Origin of the sequence: Proteus sp. STS61-E (genome assembly GCF_040932335.1) — a bacterium.
Classification (GTDB): domain Bacteria; phylum Pseudomonadota; class Gammaproteobacteria; order Enterobacterales; family Enterobacteriaceae; genus Proteus; species Proteus mirabilis_B.
On the sequence record NZ_JBFQGE010000005.1, the window covers coordinates 1 to 17,647 of the forward strand.

Consider the following 17,647-nt stretch of genomic DNA (forward strand, 5'->3'; position numbering starts at 1 on the left):
TTAAATACTTAAATACTTAAATACTTAAATACTTAAATACTTAAATACTTAAATACTTAAATACTTAAATACTTAAATACTTAAATACTTAAATACTTAAATACTTAAATACTTAAATATATTTAAAAGGCGCTTTATTAGCGCCTTTGATGATCTTGATAATATCTAAATCTATGTTTAAAGAGATTATTAATAATCTATTATCTTAGTTCTTTTTCACAAATTCAGACTTCAATTTCATTGGTCCAAAGCCATCAATTTTACAATCAATATTATGGTCGCCTTCCACTAAACGGATACCTTTTACTTTAGTACCAATTTTTAGCATGGTTGAGCTACCTTTGACTTTGAGATCTTTAATCACAGTCACTGAATCGCCATCAGCTAATAAATTACCGTTAGCATCTTTAACCACTAACTCATCGTTATCAACAGTTGGTTCTGCATCGTTCCACTCGTGTGCGCATTCAGGGCAAACATACATTGCACCATCTTCATAGGTGTATTCAGAATTGCACTTAGGACAAGAAGGTAATGACATAATAATACTCTCAAATTTTATCAAAATGGGAAGTGATTAATCGTCACAATGAGGATAACACTTGCCCCATAAATTAAAGGACACATTATCATTTAAGAGTGAAAGTTCTAAGCAATCCCCTAAATGGTACTGCTTCTGATAATGCGAAAGGGCAATAGTATAATGGATTTGATGGAAATTTGCATCTTTCACAGATTATGACGCAAAGAGTGAGGAAAAGTAGGCTAAATATAGAGAGTTAAATAGAAAATAAAGATAAATAGAAGTGGTTTTAAATATTTTCTAATCTAATGATTTTAAAGTCATAATTTTATAAATATAACTAAAAATAAATGCCCCCATCTTAAAAGAGAGCATCATCAATAATAGTGTTAATCTTCTTATTATGATTTTACAAATTTACTTACCGATCCACGCTCTATAAGTTTGGTATTTGAGTTAATTATGAGTCCAATCTTCGATTCTTAAACCATCAACTCTCTCAAATTCTCTGGTATTATTTGTAACAACGACTAGTCCTTTGCTTCTGGCATGTGCTGCTATATGCAAGTCATTATCACCAATACGTTTACCTTGCTTTTCGAGTGTTGCTCTTATATCACCATAGTGAAAGGCTGCAAGTTCGTCATAAGGTAAAATACTTAGTCTAGAAACAAAATCATTAACAGTAGCTAAATTTTTTGCTGAATTTGAGCTTTTCTCGGCACAATATAGTAGTTCAGCAAGTGTTATTGTTGAAATAGCGAGTTGTTCAACATACTGATTAAATTTTGGTAACAGAAATTCAGGTCTACGTTTAATTGTAAATATAACAATATTCGTATCTAGCAGATATTTAATCATCAAAGGATTCTCTTTCGCTTGTGACTTGATCTGGTCTTTCAGATAAAAAATCATCTGTTACAGACTTTTCAGATAAGAAAAAGCTATCCCATGCATTCTGTATCGGTGTGATAATTCTCTCTTTTCCTTTTACACGAACAACAACGTCTTTTACATCATCAGGAAAACGAGTATCAGCAGGTAAACGAACATTTTGTGTTCTATTGCTCATAAATACTTTGCCATGCTGGATCATAATGATAGCCTCCTCTCAATAACTGCTATATGGCATAAGTATATAGCAGTTTAGAAAGGATACTAAATGAGTTGTATGAAATCTATACTAAAAGTTTTAACACTTTAATGTTAATAGATTATTTTTTTATTTTCTATCACCGATCCACGCTCTATAAGTTTGGGTGTAAGAACCAAAACATTGTCATCAGCGTCGATATTTTCCATACGATGTAATAATTGGCTGACAGCAAGTTTACCCAATTCATCTTTAGGTTGGTGAATGGTAGAAAGAGGAGGGATCATATAAGAGGCTAGGTCGATATCGTCATAACCCATGACTGAAATATCATCAGGTACACGCAAACCTTTTTGATAAATAGCTTGATAAGCACCAACAGCCATTGCGTCATTACAGGTAAAAACCGCTTGTGGTAAGACAGAATGTGAGAGTAATTTTTGCATTGCGCTAAACCCACCTGCAAATTCAAAATCACTGGTTAATACAAACTCTTCTCGAACAGTGAGCCCTGCTTTTTGCATTGCATTGTAATAGCCTTGCAAACGATGCTTTGCTGGGAGTTTATCTTGTGGGCCCGCAATACATGCTATTTCAGTAAAGCCTTTTTCAATCAGATAATTGGTGGCGATTTCTCCCCCAAGCAGGGAGTTATCTTGAATAATATCTCCGCCGTATTCAAACGGAGACCAATCCATCATGACCATAGGTAAACGAGGATAACGATTTAGCACTTCATGAGAGGGCGCTCGGGCTTCTGTTGACATCAATAATAAACCATCGACACGTTTTTGTAGCAACGTTTCAAGGCTACTATCCATACGTTCGTAATCCCCTTCGGTATTACATAAAATTAGGCTATAACCTTTTTCGTAGCAACTACGTTCAACACCACGCACAACTTCTGCATAAAAAGGGTTACTACTGGCTGTCACTAACATACCAATAGTGTGAGTACAGTTCATTTTTAAACTGCGCGCTAAAGCAGAAGGCGCGTAATTTAAGGTTTCGATAGCATCGTTAACCTTTTTACGAATACCTTCGCTAACATAACGATTGTTATTGATAACGTGAGAAACAGTTGATGTCGAAACGCCCGCCAAACGGGCGACATCTTTCATTGTTGCCAAAGTACTATGCTCGCTCTGCTAAAAATGATTCGATTTCATGACGCCAAGGAACAGATGATTGCGCACCATGACGTGTAACTGCAATGGCAGCTGCTGCGTGAGCAAAACGGATAGCCTCAACGGAAGGTTTCCCTTCTAATATTGCAGTGACAAATGCACCGTTAAATGTATCACCTGCGGCAATGGTATCAACAGCATCGACGCGAAATCCAGGAATTATCATGCCTTTCCCTTGTTCACTAAACCATACACCACGGCTACCCAAAGTGATAAGCACTTGTTTGATACCTTTTTGATGTAAAATTTCGGCAGCTTTTGCAGCACCCGCTTCATCATGCACAGAAACGCCTGTTAATATTTCGGCTTCCGTCTCATTTGGAGTGATAACATCAATAAAACTCAGAAATTCATCAGATAAAGGTTGTGCTGGTGCTGGGTTTAAAATGACTTGAGTTTGGTGTGATTTTGCTAGTTTTGCAGCTTCAAAAACAGTCTCTAATGGTGATTCTAATTGCATCAGCAAGGCATCAGCATGCTCAACAACATGATGATATTGCTGAAAATAAGTAGGTGTTAGTGCGCCATTAGCACCTGCAACAATACTAATTACGTTTTCACCTTGTTCATTAACAAGTATCATCGCCACACCTGTTGGTGTTTGCGGAATAATACTAATTGCATCAATATGAATATTATCTGTTTTAAGCTGTGAAATTATCTCACTACCAATCGCATCATCACCGACACAAGCAATAAAGGTAATATCGGCACCACTGCGACCACAAGCTACTGCCTGATTTGCACCTTTACCACCAAAGGCTATTTTGTATTGATGACCAATAATGGTTTCACCAGGTTTTGGAAATTGTGAAATATTCATAATGTGGTCAACGTTAATGCTACCTAGAACAGCAAGGCGAGGTGTTGTCATAGCCTTTATCCTTGTGAAAACGTGTTTTAATGATCAAAGCTACCACGGAGCAATATTACCCCGTGGTATTTATTGTTGTTATTTTTTAATAACTAACTCAAGTTCGACGGGGATTGTTGCATCCACTTTTTCGCCTTTGAGAATTTTATCTGCGGTTTGAATGCCGATAATACCAATTTGGTCTGGGCGTTGAGCAATGGTTGCGCCTAACATGCCACGGTTTACCGCTTTGATCCCATCATCTGTACCATCGAAACCAATCACTAATACATCGGTACGACCGGCAGTTTGCAATGCACGTAATGCACCTAATGCCATTTCATCATTTTGTGCAAAAACAGCTTGAACCGCAGGATAAGCAGTTAATAGATTTTGCATCACGTTAAGACCTTTTGTGCGGTCAAAATCAGCAGGTTGGCTGGCAAGTACATTCAGTTTGTGAGCATCAACCGCTTGTTTAAAGCCTTCACCTCGTTCACGAGATGCAGATGTTCCGGTGATCCCCTCTAGTTGGATAACTTTGGCATCACTAGCCACTTTCTCTGCAATATAATCACCCGCCATTTTACCACCAAGACGGTTATCTGAAGCAACGTGGCTGACGACTTCACCTTTATTTGCAACTCGGTCTAAAGTGATAACAGGGATTTTAGCTTTATTGGCTAAAATAACGGCGTTACCCACAGCATCAGAGTCTGTTGGGTTAATGAGCATTAAGCGTGTGCCTTTTACTGTCAGATCTTGCACGTTAGCAAGCTCTTTAGCTGGGTTGTCCATAGAATCTAGAACAACAAGATCGTAGCCTAATCGATTAGCTTCTTTCTGTGCACTGTCTTTCATGGTGACAAAGAAAGGGTTGTTAAGTGTTGAGATAACAAGCGCGATCGACTCTTTTGCAAATGCGTTGGCGCTGATTGTAGCGCTTAATGCAACAACAGAAAGAAGTGTCGCCATTTTTTTGAGTTTCATAATATAAGTTCCTGTCGGGATTCGGATTAAGAGAATAGAGAGTTATTTTTTGTTATCTACCAAAACAGCAAGTAAGATGACCACCGCTTTTACTATCATTTGATAGTTTGATGATATTCCTAATAAATTCAGTGCATTATTTAAGAAGCCTAGAATAAGCGCACCAATTAATGTACCGATAATACGACCTTTACCACCTGCAAGACTGGTACCACCCAGAACAACGGCGGCAATAGCATCTAGCTCATAACCATTACCTGCCATTGGTTGCGCTGATGAAAGGCGAGCAACTTCAATGACACTGGCAAGGGCAGCTAATAAACCACACAGTGCATAAACAATGATTTTGATTTTATCGACGCTAATGCCGGATAAACGTGTTGCTGATTCATTACCGCCAAGCGCATAAATATAACGGCCTAAACGAGTATGATGTAATAAATACCATGCGCTCAAAAAGACAATCATCATCAGCCAGATTGGGGTTGGAATACCAAATGGGCGACCAATACCAAACCAGCTAAACAGATCAGCATTATCGCTAAAGCCGGTATTAATTGGGCTACCGTCGGTATAGACACGAGTAACACCGCGCAGCAATAACATCATGACTAGCGTAGCAATAAAGGCTTGAACTTTACCTTTAGCAACGATAATCCCTGTTACACCACCAATGGCTGCACCTAACGCCAATGCTCCAACAACAGCAACAAGTGCGTTAACATCAGCACCTACCATAGAAGCAGCAACAGCACCTGTTAATGCAAGCAATGAACCAACAGATAGGTCGATGCCAGATGTCAAAATAACCAGAGTCATCCCAACCGCCATAATGGCGTTGACCGATGTTTGTTGAAGAATGTTGAAAATATTATTTAAGGTGAAAAAATTAGGACTGAGTGTGGAAACGACGACAATCAGGATAAGCAGAGCAATCAGTGATTTTTGCTCTAATAGCCAAGCTTTTGAGAACCAACGTTTTGACGCTGGAATTGAATTCGTGCTCATATCAAACTCCTACTTTAGCGTCATATTGTTTACCAACAGCCGCAGCCATTAGCATTTCTTGTGTGACATTGTGAGCGGAGAACTCACCACTAATACGACCTTCATGCATAACCAAAATACGGTCACTCATTCCCATTACCTCAGGCATTTCAGAAGAAATTAAGATGATGCTTAATCCTTCTTGTTTAAATTTATTAATTAGCTGATAAATTTCTTTTTTAGCGCCCACATCGACGCCACGAGTGGGTTCATCAAGAATAAGTACTTTAGGGCGAGTCATTAGGCCTCTTGCGATAGCCACTTTTTGTTGATTTCCCCCTGATAAGAAACCGATGGTTTGATCCATTGAAGGGGTTTTTATATTGAATAATTTAATAAAATCGCCAACAGTGAGTTGCTCTTCTTTATGATTAAGCACACCCATACCGCGGCTAAAATAGCGTAGTGCAGTCAGAGACATATTTTCTTTCACCGACATACCGAGCACTAAACCATCACGCTTTCTATCTTCAGAGATGTAAACAATACCTTGTTCTAAACCTTCAGCGGGCTTTTTGATTTGGCAAGGTTTACCATCTAACTCAACGGTGCCATTGGTTTTGGGTAATGCTCCGTAGATAATTTTCATTAATTCAGTACGACCCGCACCCATTAAGCCTGAAATACCAAGAATTTCGCTTTCATGTAATGAGAAACTGACATCATGAACATCTTCGCCACTGAGGTTAATGACGTTGAGTTTGGTTTTACCTTGAGGGATATTAATACGAGGGTATTGGTCTTCTAACTTACGACCAACCATCATTTCAATCAGAGTGTCTTCTTTTAATGAGGCGACAGGTTTTTCACCAATAAACTGACCGTCTCGTAGTACAGTTACATCATCACAAATCTCAAAGATCTCTTTTAAACGATGTGAGATATAAACAATGCCGCAACCTTGAGCTCTTAGTTCACGAATAACACTAAATAGCGATTCAGTTTCAGTGTCAGTTAATGCATCTGTTGGTTCATCCATAATAATGACTTTGGAACCAAAACTAAGTACCTTGGCGATTTCTACCATTTGCTGATCACCAATCGATAATTCAGACACTAAACGGTGACTACTGTAAGCAAGATTTAATCGGGCTAATAACTTATCGGCCTCTGCATACATTTTCTTCCAATCGATAGCGCCAAAAGCACGGGTAAACTCACGACCTAAGAAAATATTCTCTGCGATGGTTAATTCAGGAATAAGGTTAAGCTCTTGGTGAATAATACCTATCCCTGCTTCTTGAGAAGATTTGGGACCATTAAAAGCACAACTTTCACCTTGATAAATCACTTCACCGGCATCTTTTTTATAGATCCCAGTGAGTACTTTCATTAGTGTTGATTTTCCTGCGCCATTTTCACCGACTAAAGCCATTACTCGACCAGGGTAAATTCGTAAAGTAGCGCCTGATAGTGCTTTTACACCGGGGAATGACTTATCAATATCTTTAAGTTCAAGTAAAGGTTCCATATTGTCCTCAAAAAGTCACACCAGAAAACAACACAATATTGGCATAAGGCGTACATTCACCAGTTCTAATAACAGCTTTATTTTCAGTAAGTTGCTTTTTGAATGCTTCATGTGAAACATACATTATTTGAATAGATTTCTTCTGCTCTTGCTCTAATAAATAGAGATAAGAGAGGATTTCATTAAAAAGAGAGGGATTGATGGTTTTAATTTCTTCCGCCAGCATCACGGCTTCCACTTGCATCTCATGAGTGATTGTTTGCAACACGGACATAAAGTCCGGAATACCCTGAGTGAGAGCAAGATCAATACGTTCAACAGAGGAGGGAATAGGTAATCCGGCATCTGCAATAGTGATTTTGTCAGTGTGTCCTAAACGTGAAATTACACTCGAAATAGGACTATTAAGTAATACACCTTTTTTCATGTTTTCTCCTCAGCGAAACGTTTCGCTGTCTACATAGTAGAAAAGAAAGGCGGGAAAACAAGTTTGATTTATTCATATTGTGAGCATGATCGAAACGTTTCGTTGGCAAACAAAAAGAAAGAAAAATCTAACTGATTGAATAAATTAACGCTGAATGGATTCAATAAGGAAAGTGGTTATTTTCAGTGAGTTTCATAAAAATGTGATGATGGACAAGATTATAATTGAAGAAAATATGAGGTGTGAAAACGTGAACCAGTATATAAAAGTAGGCAGATTTTAGCTTAGAAAATACATTAACCTCTCCTATAGTTAATTAGGAGAGGTTGTTTTTAATCATTTTAATTCAATTAGTTAGCTCGATAGGCTTTAATTGATTTTTCAATACCGTCTGCATCTAATCCTAAGTCAGTTCTGATCTCTTCTTGTCCACCTTGTGGTACAAACAGATCAGGTATACCTAAGTTTAAGACAGGCACTAGGCAACGCTCTTGCATCAGTAACTCATTAACACCACTGCCTGCGCCACCCATAATCGCATTCTCTTCTAACGTTACCAACATATCATGTTGTTCTGCCAGAGAAAGGATAAGTGATTTATCAAGAGGCTTGATAAAACGCATATCGGCGACAGTTGCATCAAGTTTTTCAGCGACTTCTAACGCTTCAGGCAGTAATGTACCAAAGTTTAGAATAGCAATACCTTTACCTTGGCGACGAATAATGCCTTTACCCATAGGCAATGGACTGAGTGGTTGTAATTGCGCACCAACACTAGAGCCTCTTGGGTAACGTACTGCAACAGGGCCATCTTGATAGTGATAACCCGTGTGAAGCATTTGGCGACACTCATTTTCATCACTTGGTGCCATAATGACCATATTAGGAATACAGCGTAAGAATGAGAGATCGAAAGCACCTTGGTGAGTTTGACCATCTGCTCCCACAATACCACCACGATCAATAGCAAATAAAACAGGCAGTTTTTGAATGGCAATATCGTGGATCACTTGATCGTAAGCGCGTTGTAAGAATGTTGAGTAGATAGCAACAATAGGCTTATAACCACCAATTGCTAAACCTGCTGCAAAGGTAACGGCGTGTTGTTCTGCGATCGCAACATCAAAGTATTGTGATGGGTATTCTTTTGAGAAACGCACCATACCAGAGCCTTCACGCATAGCAGGGGTAATTGCCATGAGTTTTGGATCGGTTGAGGCTTCTTCACATAACCAGTCACCAAAAATTTTAGAAAATGTAGGTCGTGCATTAGGGCTTTTAGGTAATGTACCTGCTTGTGGATCAAACTTAGGTACAGCATGCCAGCTAATAGGGTCACGTTCAGCAGGTGCATATCCACGACCTTTCTTAGTCATAATATGCAGGAGTTGAGGGCCTTTTAGATCACGCATATTAGCGAGTGTTTGCACTAACGCAATAACATCATGACCATCAACTGGACCGATATAATTAAAGCCCAATTCTTCAAACATGGTGCCGGGAACAACCATGCCTTTAATATGTTCTTCTGTCTTTTTCAGTAATTCTTTAATCGGTGGAATACCAGAAAAGACCTTTTTTCCACCTTCACGTAAGGTGGTATACAGTTTGCCTGATAACAATTGTGCAAGATGATTATTCAATGCACCAACGTTTTCGGAGATTGACATCTCGTTGTCATTAAGTACAACGAGCATATCTGGCTCAATATCACCTGCGTGGTTCATTGCTTCAAAAGCCATACCCGCAGTAATTGCACCATCACCAATCACACAAACTGTTTTTCTGTTCAGCTTTTCTTGTTCAGCTGCAACAGCCATACCTAAACCTGCACTAATAGAGGTTGAAGAGTGACCGACACAAAGTTTGTCGTATTCACTCTCTTCTCGCCAAGGGAAGGGATGTAACCCATTTTTTTGGCGGATAGTATCAATGCGGTCACGGCGACCTGTTAAGATCTTATGGGGATAGGCTTGATGACCCACATCCCAAATAAGATTATCAAAAGGGGTTTTATAGACGTAATGAAGAGCAACCGTTAACTCAATAGCACCTAAACCTGAGGCGAAGTGACCACTTGAGCGGCTGACACTGTTAAGAAGAAATAGCCTTAGCTCATCACAGAGTTTAGGTAAACTCTCTTTTGGTAATAGGCGCAAATCTTCTGGTGTTTCAACCAACGCCAATGTGGGATATTTTTCGATATCAATGCTCATGTGATGCCTATTAATTAATCACTTGTAATAGGGAAAGAACAGGTAAGCTGCTCTCTTTATTTTTTATTAGTTTTTCCGTTCGACGATAAAACTCGCTAATTGTTTAAGCGTGGTCGTATCGTACTCGTATTGCTCAAGAAACGCTAAGGCATCCAGTGCTTCGTTATACAATTCCTGTGCTTTCTTTTGAGCTTGCTCTAACCCAAGAAGTGCAGGATATGTGCTTTTTCCTGACTCTTGGTCGCTACCTTGACGCTTTCCTGTTTCTTCAGTACTACCAATGACATCTAAAATGTCATCTTGTACCTGAAATGCAAGGCCAATTGAGTGGGCATATTTATCTAGTGCGGGTAATACATCGTGACCTTTTGAGCCAGCACTAAATGCGCCTAAGCGAACAGCTGCACGAATTAATGCACCTGTCTTGTGTAAATGGATTTTTTCAAGAGATGCAAGATCAATGGATTTATCTTCGGCTTCAAGATCAAGAGCTTGACCACCACACATACCAGCAAGCCCGCTGGCTGTTGCTAATTCAGCAATCATTGCAACCCGATCACTCATTGCAACATCAGGCATTGGATTTTTTGCTAAGATCTCAAAGGCGAGTGTTTGTAATGCATCGCCCGCTAAAATTGCGTTGGCTTCACCAAACTCAATATGACATGTAGGTTTACCACGACGTAAATCATCATCATCCATCGCAGGTAGATCATCATGAATAAGAGAATAAGCGTGAATACATTCTACTGCGGCGGCTGGTGCATCAAGGTTAAGAGCAGGGATTTTAAACATTTCACCTACTGCATAAACAAGGAAAGGACGTAAGCGCTTTCCACCTAAAAGGGCACCATAATGCATGGCTTTACCTAGAGGCATGTCAGTAAATGGTAAAGCGGATAGCGCTTGGTTTAATGCATCGTCAACACGCTGGTGGGCGGAATCTAATTTATGACGGAACGCATCCGTACTTGAAGTTGCGTTACTCAATTATTCTGCCTCTTGGATAAAATCATCAGGAGTTGCATTATCATCTTCTTTAAGAAGAATGCGAACACGCTGTTCTGCGTCTTGTAATGTTTTTTGTCCAACACGGGCTAGACGAACGCCATGTTCAAATTCATTAAGCGCTTCTTCTAAAGGGAGTTCACCGGATTCTAAACGGTTTACGATTTGCTCAAGTTCTTGCATAGATGCTTCGAAACTTGGTGCTTGTGCGATGTCTTCGTTAATTGGTGTCGTTTTCTTAGCCATAATATTTTTGATAATAAAGCATGTTAGCGCTGAATAATAGCGATCATCTTACTACAATTGAGAAGAAAATTTCTTATTCAGTCGATGATTTTTGCGGGTGAGCCCTAAATATTGGTGATATACTTTGTGACTTTTATAAACTCCAGTCAATTTACATCACTGTAGTTTATGTTTCTACTTAATAACCTATGACCATTGACTATGAAGTTTATTATTAAATTATTCCCCGAAATTACGATCAAAAGCCAATCAGTTCGTATACGTTTTATCAAGATCCTCACTAGCAATATTCGTAATGTACTTAATACATTAGGTGATGAAATTACTGTTGTCCGTAATTGGGATAACATTGTTGTTGTCAGCAAAGATGAAAGCAAAAGTGAAGCGGTATGTGATGCATTAACGCGTATTCCTGGTATTCATCACTTTTTACAAGTAGAAGAGCATCCGTACACTGATCTACACAATATTTTTGAGCAAACTTTTGCAGCATTTAAGCATTTAGTTGAAAACAAAACATTTTGTGTTCGCGCCAAACGCCGCGGCAAACATAGTTTTACTTCAAATGAAGTTGAGCGCTATGTTGGTGGTGGTTTTAACCAACACGTTGAAAGCGCTAAAGTGAAATTAACCCGTCCAGATGTCACCATTAATTTGGAAATTGAAGATGACAAACTGATTCTGGTAAATGCGCGTTATGAAGGTATTGGCGGTTTCCCAATTGGTACACAAGAAGATGTTTTATCACTGATCTCTGGTGGTTATGACTCAGGTGTATCGAGCTATATGTTAATGCGTCGTGGTAGCCGAGTTCACTATTGTTTCTTTAACTTAGGTGGCTCTGCTCACGAAATTGGCGTTAAACAAGTTGCGCATTATTTATGGAACCGTTTTGGTCGTTCACATAAAGTGCATTTCGTTGCTGTTGATTTTGAGCCTGTTGTCGCAGAAATCTTAGAAAAAGTCGATGATGGTCAAATGGGTGTTGTATTAAAACGTATGATGGTACGTGCAGCATCAAGAGTGGCAGAACGTTATGGTGTTCAAGCAATTGTTACTGGCGAAGCATTAGGGCAGGTTTCTAGCCAAACCTTAACTAATTTACGTTTAATTGATAATGCGACAGATACGTTAATTTTACGTCCTCTTATCACTCATGATAAAGAGAACATTATCAATATCGCACGTCAAATTGGTACAGAAGATTTCGCTCGCACAATGCCTGAATTCTGTGGTGTGATTTCAAAAAGCCCAACAGTGAAAGCGGTAAAAGCGAAGATCGAAGCAGAAGAAGAGAAGTTTGATTTTTCTATTCTTGATAGCGTTGTTGAAAATGCTAAGAATATGGATATTCGTCGTATTGCAGAAGAAACCGTACAGCAAGTTACTGAAGTTGAAATGGTCTCTGAATTTGGCGCTAACGACGTTATTCTGGATATTCGCTCACCAGAAGAGCAAGAGACTTCACCATTAAAGATAGAAGGTGTTGATGTTAAAGAGCTACCTTTCTATAAACTAAGCACTCAGTTTGGTGATTTAGATAACGCAAAAACCTATTTACTCTATTGTGATCGTGGAATGATGAGCCGTTTACAGGCGCTTTATTTACGTGAGCAAGGTTTTGAGAACGTTAAAGTCTATCGTAAAAAATAATATATAACGTTTATATTGTTGATAAAAAAGCCACTATGGAGTGGCTTTTTAATTGGTTGTTGATAATGATTTATTAAAAGAGATTTTGAAATTCTTCAGCTCTTTTTTCTAGTACAGCCAAAAATGATGTTTTTGCTATTTCATGGGCATTTGGTGACATAATAGCAATAATTTGATATCTGTCAGGGTTGAGCCAATGCTGGCAGTAAACTAAGTAATGATTGGATTTTCTTTGTATTTGTGGTGTTCTTTTATTCCATTCAGGCTCAATTGGCATTCTAATATGTATTTTAGAAATTAGAGATTGACATAATTTAGCATTACTTTCCCATCGACCATCAGCACCTAAATAATTAGATAATATTTTCTCTTTTTTCCAGAGCTTTAATAAGAGAGCATACTCATCAGCGATAGCTTTATATTCAATATCAGGATGTATTGATATTTGAATCATAACACATTAATTGCTATCAAATTTAGGTGTATCAAGCCCTAATTTAGTATGCTCAGATTGTATTAGTTTTCTCATCTCAGCATCTGTTATATTGGGTTTTTTATTCGTTGTTTTTAATGGCTGATGAGTTTGTTCTATAAATGAAACAACCTCAGCTAATGCACTTCTATATATTGCTAATGAGCGGCCAAATAAAAGAATACTCTGTTTTTTTGAGATATCATTATTTGAAAATGAAATAAGGACATTTTTTATATCAGCTAAAGAGGTATCTATACCTTTTATATTTTTATTTATTTGTTCATAGATGTGTTGGCTAATAAATAAACTTTCATGTTTTTCCCACTCTTCTTTTAATCTGTTTAAGTCACTATTGAGTAACTCAGCTAATTTGTTCATTTTTTCAGTGGCATCATTAATTGGAATAGCAACAAGTTGATTAGATACCGGAGATGCAAAAGAGTATTGAACATTGGAGATTAACGATGATTGTTTATGTTTAAAACTTTCTGCTGGGACAGTGGCTAATCCCATAGAAATTAAAGTAACAAGCCTAGGTAATTTTTTATGATATTGCAGAGTTTTCATTTTGCCACATCCTTTAGAAATTGGCTCTATCTTAGCCTCTCAATAATTATTTTTAAATATGATAAGAAGAAATAACAGCTGAAATAAGTCTTAAAAATTAATCCCCAACTAATAAATAATATATTAATAATGTGATTTTATTAAATGGGGACGTTTTCTAGTATGTAAGTTAATTACCTATCCCCAAAGCCTGTAAATTCATCTTGGTAATTATAAATGCCGGGTGGTAATACAAGTTGTTTGGCAACATCGGCAGCGACTTCTTTGCCTTTTAAGCGCTCGATAATTTTTAGTGCAAAATCGATAGATGTTGCAGGTGCTTGGCTAGTAATTAAGTTAACTCTTTCATCAAAATAGACTCGATAATCAACCCATTTTTTCGGTGATATTTTATCTTTTAATGCAGGAAAGCCCGTCATGTTGCCGATGGGAAAAATATTGTGAGATTCAAGAATAATGGCAGGTGCTGCACAAATGGCTGCGACAAGTCTATTCTCACTGTGCATACGGCGCACTTTCTCAACCACTAAAGGGCTGTCTCTTAAGGTTTCAGTACCTTGTAACCCTCCGGGTAGAATAATAACGTCGTAATGATGATCAACGACACGAACTAAAGGCGCATCAGCTACAATTTTAATACCACGAGAACAAGTGATAACAAGATCATCAACATCATCTTCTGCACTTGCAAGTACAACATTAATACCGGCTCTTACCAGTAAATCTGCGGTGGTAACGACTTCGGTTTCTTCACTTCCATTAGCTAGGCAGATGAGCGCTGATATGGTCATAATTGCCTTCCTGTTGTTTAATAAATTGAAAAAGGCGGTTATTTTCTGGTAACACAAGCCCTTGTTCTGAAGCCCGACGTAATAAATAACCAGTAATATAGTCAATCTCTGTATGACGTTGATATCTCACATCTTGATACATAGACGAATAATTATTTGCTGTTTGTTCTATCGTATCAATAATATAACCATGAAGATGGGCTTGAGATGTTGGTACAACCCCTTCGCGCTCCATAACTTGATAAACTTCATCACATATTTTTTGAATATGTTCAGGATAACGCAATAAATCTCCATTACGGCATTGATAATAAACGGTAAGAGGGTTGATAACACAATTAACCGCAAGTTTTAGCCAACTAATCGTGTGGATATCATTATGCCAAGCGACATCGGGTAAGGCATGATGCAAGATTTCGGCTAAATAACTGTATTGTTGAGCTGCATGATTTAATGGACCTATATGTGTTATTCCAGTTGCTGTATGAATAACATCTTGCCCTTGTTGATAAGCACCATGAGTAATAATGCCTTGCAAAATAGGTCTGATAACGGGGTGCGGTGTTGCTGTTAATTCATCGGCAGTACCCATACCATTATGAATTAACAAGATAGGACATTGTGCAGAAAGATAAGGTAGTAGCGCATTAACTGCATCTGATACTTGCCAAGATTTTAAGCAGACAATTAATAATTCGCTTTGTTTTAACCATTCAAGTTGATTTGCGGTAATACGTTGATAAAAAGGCTTGCCATTAATGTTATCAACACTCACGTCCAAAAAAGGCTGAGGCACTCTTAGCCAACCTTGTACTTCATGAGATTGAAGTGTTAAAGCTGCAACCCAAAGTTTACCAATCGAACCACACCCTAAAACGGTAATTTTCATTGTGCCTCTTTTTGCAAATCGTAATAGCGTAAGGTGGCTACTGACGGTCATTAGACTATTTAGCTAAAATTATAACATTGATTACACTTCTCTGTTTAAAGTATGTTTGTGCTTTACTGTGAGAGAAAATTAAAGAGATAAACTTGTTATTGAATGTGCAATGCTTTTTTGCAACCCTAAAAGAAGCTATTATTTGGGTTGTATTTATTTATTGAGGAAGAAAGAATGCCATCTTTTGATATCGTATCTGAAGTTGACTTACATGAAGTGCGAAATGCGGTAGAAAACGCACAACGTGAACTGACTACTCGCTGGGATTTTCGTAACGTTGAAGCAAGCTTTGAATTAAACGAAAAAGCAGAGTCGGTGAAAACGACTAGTGTATCTGAATTTCAGCTTCAACAATTATTAGATATTCTGCGTGAGAAAATGGCAAAAAGAGGGATTGATGGTGCAGTATTAAATATCCCTGAAGAGATGACTCACAGCGGAAAAATGTACAGCGTAGAAGCCACCTTAAAGCAAGGTATTGATACAGCCTTAGCGAAAAAAATTGTTAAGCTGATCAAAGACAGTAAATTGAAAGTTCAGGCCCAAATTCAAGGTGAACAAGTTCGTGTTACAGGTAAATCGCGCGACGACTTACAAGCTGTGATGAAATTAGTAAGAGAAGGCGAGTTAGGGCAGCCATTCCAATTTAACAATTTCCGTGACTAATTGTTTACCCCTTTAGTCATACAAAAATGCGCTGCTGAACCAGCGCATTTTTATTTCATCTAATAAGCTTATTGACCTTCAAACTAAAGGGATCAGAGCCTCTAATGTTGCTCTTGGCGTCTGTTTAGTATCAACCTTGATATAGGCACTTTGCTCATCAGCCATAATCACAACTTCATTAACACCGGGTTGTTGCTTAAATAATTGTTGTAGTTGCTGTTGTTGGCTTGACGATAAACTTTCAGGTAATTCAACACGTAAGCTACTGACATAAGAGGGTTGGCGTAATGTTAGGCTAATAAAAAACCAAATAAGACCAATCACTAAACAGCCTAAAAATACAATTTGCGCACTATAATGTTGATAAAGCCATCCTCCTAAAATTCCGCCTAATGCCACACCTAAAAATTGGCTGGTGGAATAAATTCCCATTGCTGTGCCTTTATAACCTGCTGGTGCTTCTTTACTGATTAATGAAGGAAGAAGCGCTTCCATAATATTAAATCCAATAAAGAAAACTTGAATACCCGCAATAATTAACCACAAGCTAGAGCCTGAAATAATCAAAATAACTTGAGCAATAATAAGTAAGGAAATACAGAATAAGAAAACTTGTTTCATTTTTCGTTTCTTTTCTGCATAGATAATAAAAGGAAGTACAGTAATAAAGGCAATAAGCATGGTGACTAGATAAACAACCCAATGTTTTTCTTTCGCTAAACCTGCGCTACTCATAACCAGAGGAAGTGCAACAAATGCGGCCATTAATAAAGTATGTAGTGAAAAAATACCTGTGTTTAATTTAAGAAGTTGTGCATCAAATAAAACCTTTTTTACGCTACCACGAACAAAACCAGACTCTCGATTAAGAATATGGTGTTCACTATTCGGCACAGTAAAAAGCGTAATAATAATACCACCAAAGGCGAGTAGGGCAATTCCCCAAAACAGGCCATGTAAGCCAAAAATATGCGTTAAAATAGGCCCTAAAACTAAGGCTAAAGCGAACGTTATCCCAAAGCTAATACCAATAAATGCCATTGCTTTTGTTCTATTTTGTTCTCGTGTTAAATCTGATAATAAAGCCATTACCGCGGCCGAGATAGCTCCCGCTCCTTGCAATGCTCTACCAATAATAATGCCGTAGATATTGTCACTGAGAGCCGCAATTAGACTACCAATAATAAAAATAATTAAGCCAAAAACAATCATAGGTTTTCGACCAAATTTATCAGAGAAAATACCAAAAGGAATTTGGAATATAGCTTGTGTTAATCCATAAATACCGATGGCTAATCCAATAAGAGATTCTGTTGCGTGTTGTAGTTGAAGCCCGTAGGTGGTTAAAACTGGGAGTACCATAAACATGCCAAGCATGCGAAGAGAGAAAACAGTGCCTAGTCCCCATGTTGCTTTGCGTTCTAATGGGGTCATTTTATTATCATTCATGGATTACCTCGTATTACTGATATCCCCATTGTAATGACATTTTCT

The 17,647-nt window shown here is 38.0% G+C and carries 19 protein-coding genes; 2 read left to right on the forward strand and 17 right to left on the reverse strand.

What is annotated here, in order from left to right; translation table 11 throughout:
* Nucleotides 1–205: 205 nt before the first annotated feature.
* The 12 genes from AB4J89_RS12360 to xseB all read right to left on the reverse strand — a co-directional run bounded on the left by AB4J89_RS12360 (nt 206) and on the right by xseB (nt 11,061).
* The gene (locus AB4J89_RS12360) at nt 206–541 is read right to left on the reverse strand and encodes a zinc ribbon domain-containing protein YjdM (protein WP_088493703.1); all 336 of its coding nucleotides are present in this window, start codon (nt 539–541) and stop codon (nt 206–208) included.
* A gap of 438 nt (nt 542–979) precedes the next feature.
* Nucleotides 980–1,384: a type II toxin-antitoxin system VapC family toxin gene (locus AB4J89_RS12365; protein ID WP_088493702.1), complete on the reverse strand. Its 405-nt coding sequence runs from the start codon at nt 1,382–1,384 to the stop codon at nt 980–982.
* Nucleotides 1,377–1,619: a type II toxin-antitoxin system VapB family antitoxin gene (gene vapB, locus AB4J89_RS12370; RefSeq protein WP_088493701.1), complete on the reverse strand. Its 243-nt coding sequence runs from the start codon at nt 1,617–1,619 to the stop codon at nt 1,377–1,379. Before vapB ends, AB4J89_RS12365 begins: the two co-directional genes overlap by 8 nt.
* Before the next feature lie 110 nt (nt 1,620–1,729).
* The gene (gene rbsR / locus AB4J89_RS12375) at nt 1,730–2,746 is read right to left on the reverse strand and encodes a ribose operon transcriptional repressor RbsR (protein ID WP_368469433.1); all 1,017 of its coding nucleotides are present in this window, start codon (nt 2,744–2,746) and stop codon (nt 1,730–1,732) included.
* A gap of 4 nt (nt 2,747–2,750) precedes the next feature.
* On the reverse strand, nt 2,751–3,677 hold the full coding sequence (gene rbsK / locus AB4J89_RS12380; RefSeq protein WP_368469435.1) for a ribokinase: 927 nt from the start codon (nt 3,675–3,677) through the stop codon (nt 2,751–2,753).
* A 78-nt stretch (nt 3,678–3,755) separates the two neighbouring features.
* A complete protein-coding gene (rbsB, locus tag AB4J89_RS12385) occupies nt 3,756–4,646 on the reverse strand; it encodes a ribose ABC transporter substrate-binding protein RbsB (RefSeq protein ID WP_088493698.1) in 891 nt (296 codons plus the stop codon).
* Between the two features lie 42 nt (nt 4,647–4,688).
* Nucleotides 4,689–5,654 carry a ribose ABC transporter permease gene (rbsC, locus tag AB4J89_RS12390; RefSeq protein ID WP_088493697.1) on the reverse strand — a complete coding sequence of 322 codons (966 nt, stop codon included), beginning with the start codon at nt 5,652–5,654 and terminating at the stop codon, nt 4,689–4,691.
* A 1-nt stretch (nt 5,655) separates the two neighbouring features.
* Nucleotides 5,656–7,164: a ribose ABC transporter ATP-binding protein RbsA gene (gene rbsA, locus AB4J89_RS12395; protein WP_368469438.1), complete on the reverse strand. Its 1,509-nt coding sequence runs from the start codon at nt 7,162–7,164 to the stop codon at nt 5,656–5,658.
* A gap of 7 nt (nt 7,165–7,171) precedes the next feature.
* Entirely contained in the window at nt 7,172–7,591 is a 420-nt protein-coding gene (rbsD, locus tag AB4J89_RS12400; RefSeq protein ID WP_088493695.1) for a D-ribose pyranase, read from the reverse strand.
* 350 nt (nt 7,592–7,941) lie between these two features.
* Nucleotides 7,942–9,807: a 1-deoxy-D-xylulose-5-phosphate synthase gene (gene dxs, locus AB4J89_RS12405; RefSeq protein WP_311755342.1), complete on the reverse strand. Its 1,866-nt coding sequence runs from the start codon at nt 9,805–9,807 to the stop codon at nt 7,942–7,944.
* A gap of 66 nt (nt 9,808–9,873) precedes the next feature.
* Nucleotides 9,874–10,797, reverse strand: a complete 924-nt coding sequence (ispA, locus tag AB4J89_RS12410; protein ID WP_088493693.1) for a (2E,6E)-farnesyl diphosphate synthase — start codon at nt 10,795–10,797, stop codon at nt 9,874–9,876.
* Complete coding sequence (gene xseB / locus AB4J89_RS12415; protein ID WP_023580876.1) at nt 10,798–11,061, reverse strand: exodeoxyribonuclease VII small subunit; 264 nt, start codon at nt 11,059–11,061, stop codon at nt 10,798–10,800.
* A gap of 201 nt (nt 11,062–11,262) precedes the next feature.
* Here xseB and thiI point away from each other — a divergent pair, with 201 nt between their 5' ends.
* A complete protein-coding gene (gene thiI, locus AB4J89_RS12420) occupies nt 11,263–12,714 on the forward strand; it encodes a tRNA uracil 4-sulfurtransferase ThiI (protein ID WP_088493692.1) in 1,452 nt (483 codons plus the stop codon).
* A 73-nt stretch (nt 12,715–12,787) separates the two neighbouring features.
* Here the strand turns inward: thiI and AB4J89_RS12425 are convergent, their stop codons facing one another.
* The 4 genes from AB4J89_RS12425 to panE form a co-directional block, all read right to left on the reverse strand.
* Nucleotides 12,788–13,168 (reverse strand): type II toxin-antitoxin system YafO family toxin, encoded by a 381-nt coding sequence (locus AB4J89_RS12425; RefSeq protein ID WP_098941115.1) that lies wholly within the window; start codon nt 13,166–13,168, stop codon nt 12,788–12,790.
* 6 nt (nt 13,169–13,174) lie between these two features.
* Complete coding sequence (locus AB4J89_RS12430; RefSeq protein WP_098941114.1) at nt 13,175–13,756, reverse strand: hypothetical protein; 582 nt, start codon at nt 13,754–13,756, stop codon at nt 13,175–13,177.
* 173 nt (nt 13,757–13,929) lie between these two features.
* Nucleotides 13,930–14,547, reverse strand: coding sequence for a protein deglycase YajL (yajL, locus tag AB4J89_RS12435; protein ID WP_088493689.1), 618 nt, complete (start codon nt 14,545–14,547; stop codon nt 13,930–13,932).
* Nucleotides 14,516–15,436, reverse strand: a complete 921-nt coding sequence (gene panE / locus AB4J89_RS12440) for a 2-dehydropantoate 2-reductase (protein ID WP_088493688.1) — start codon at nt 15,434–15,436, stop codon at nt 14,516–14,518. Before panE ends, yajL begins: the two co-directional genes overlap by 32 nt.
* Nucleotides 15,437–15,661: 225 nt before the next feature.
* Between panE and AB4J89_RS12445 the strand changes: the two genes are divergently transcribed.
* Nucleotides 15,662–16,153 carry a YajQ family cyclic di-GMP-binding protein gene (locus AB4J89_RS12445; RefSeq protein ID WP_368469443.1) on the forward strand — a complete coding sequence of 164 codons (492 nt, stop codon included), beginning with the start codon at nt 15,662–15,664 and terminating at the stop codon, nt 16,151–16,153.
* 78 nt (nt 16,154–16,231) lie between these two features.
* Here AB4J89_RS12445 and AB4J89_RS12450 read toward each other — a convergent pair whose 3' ends face one another.
* Complete coding sequence (locus tag AB4J89_RS12450; RefSeq protein WP_088493687.1) at nt 16,232–17,602, reverse strand: MFS transporter; 1,371 nt, start codon at nt 17,600–17,602, stop codon at nt 16,232–16,234.
* Nucleotides 17,603–17,647 lie beyond the last annotated feature (45 nt).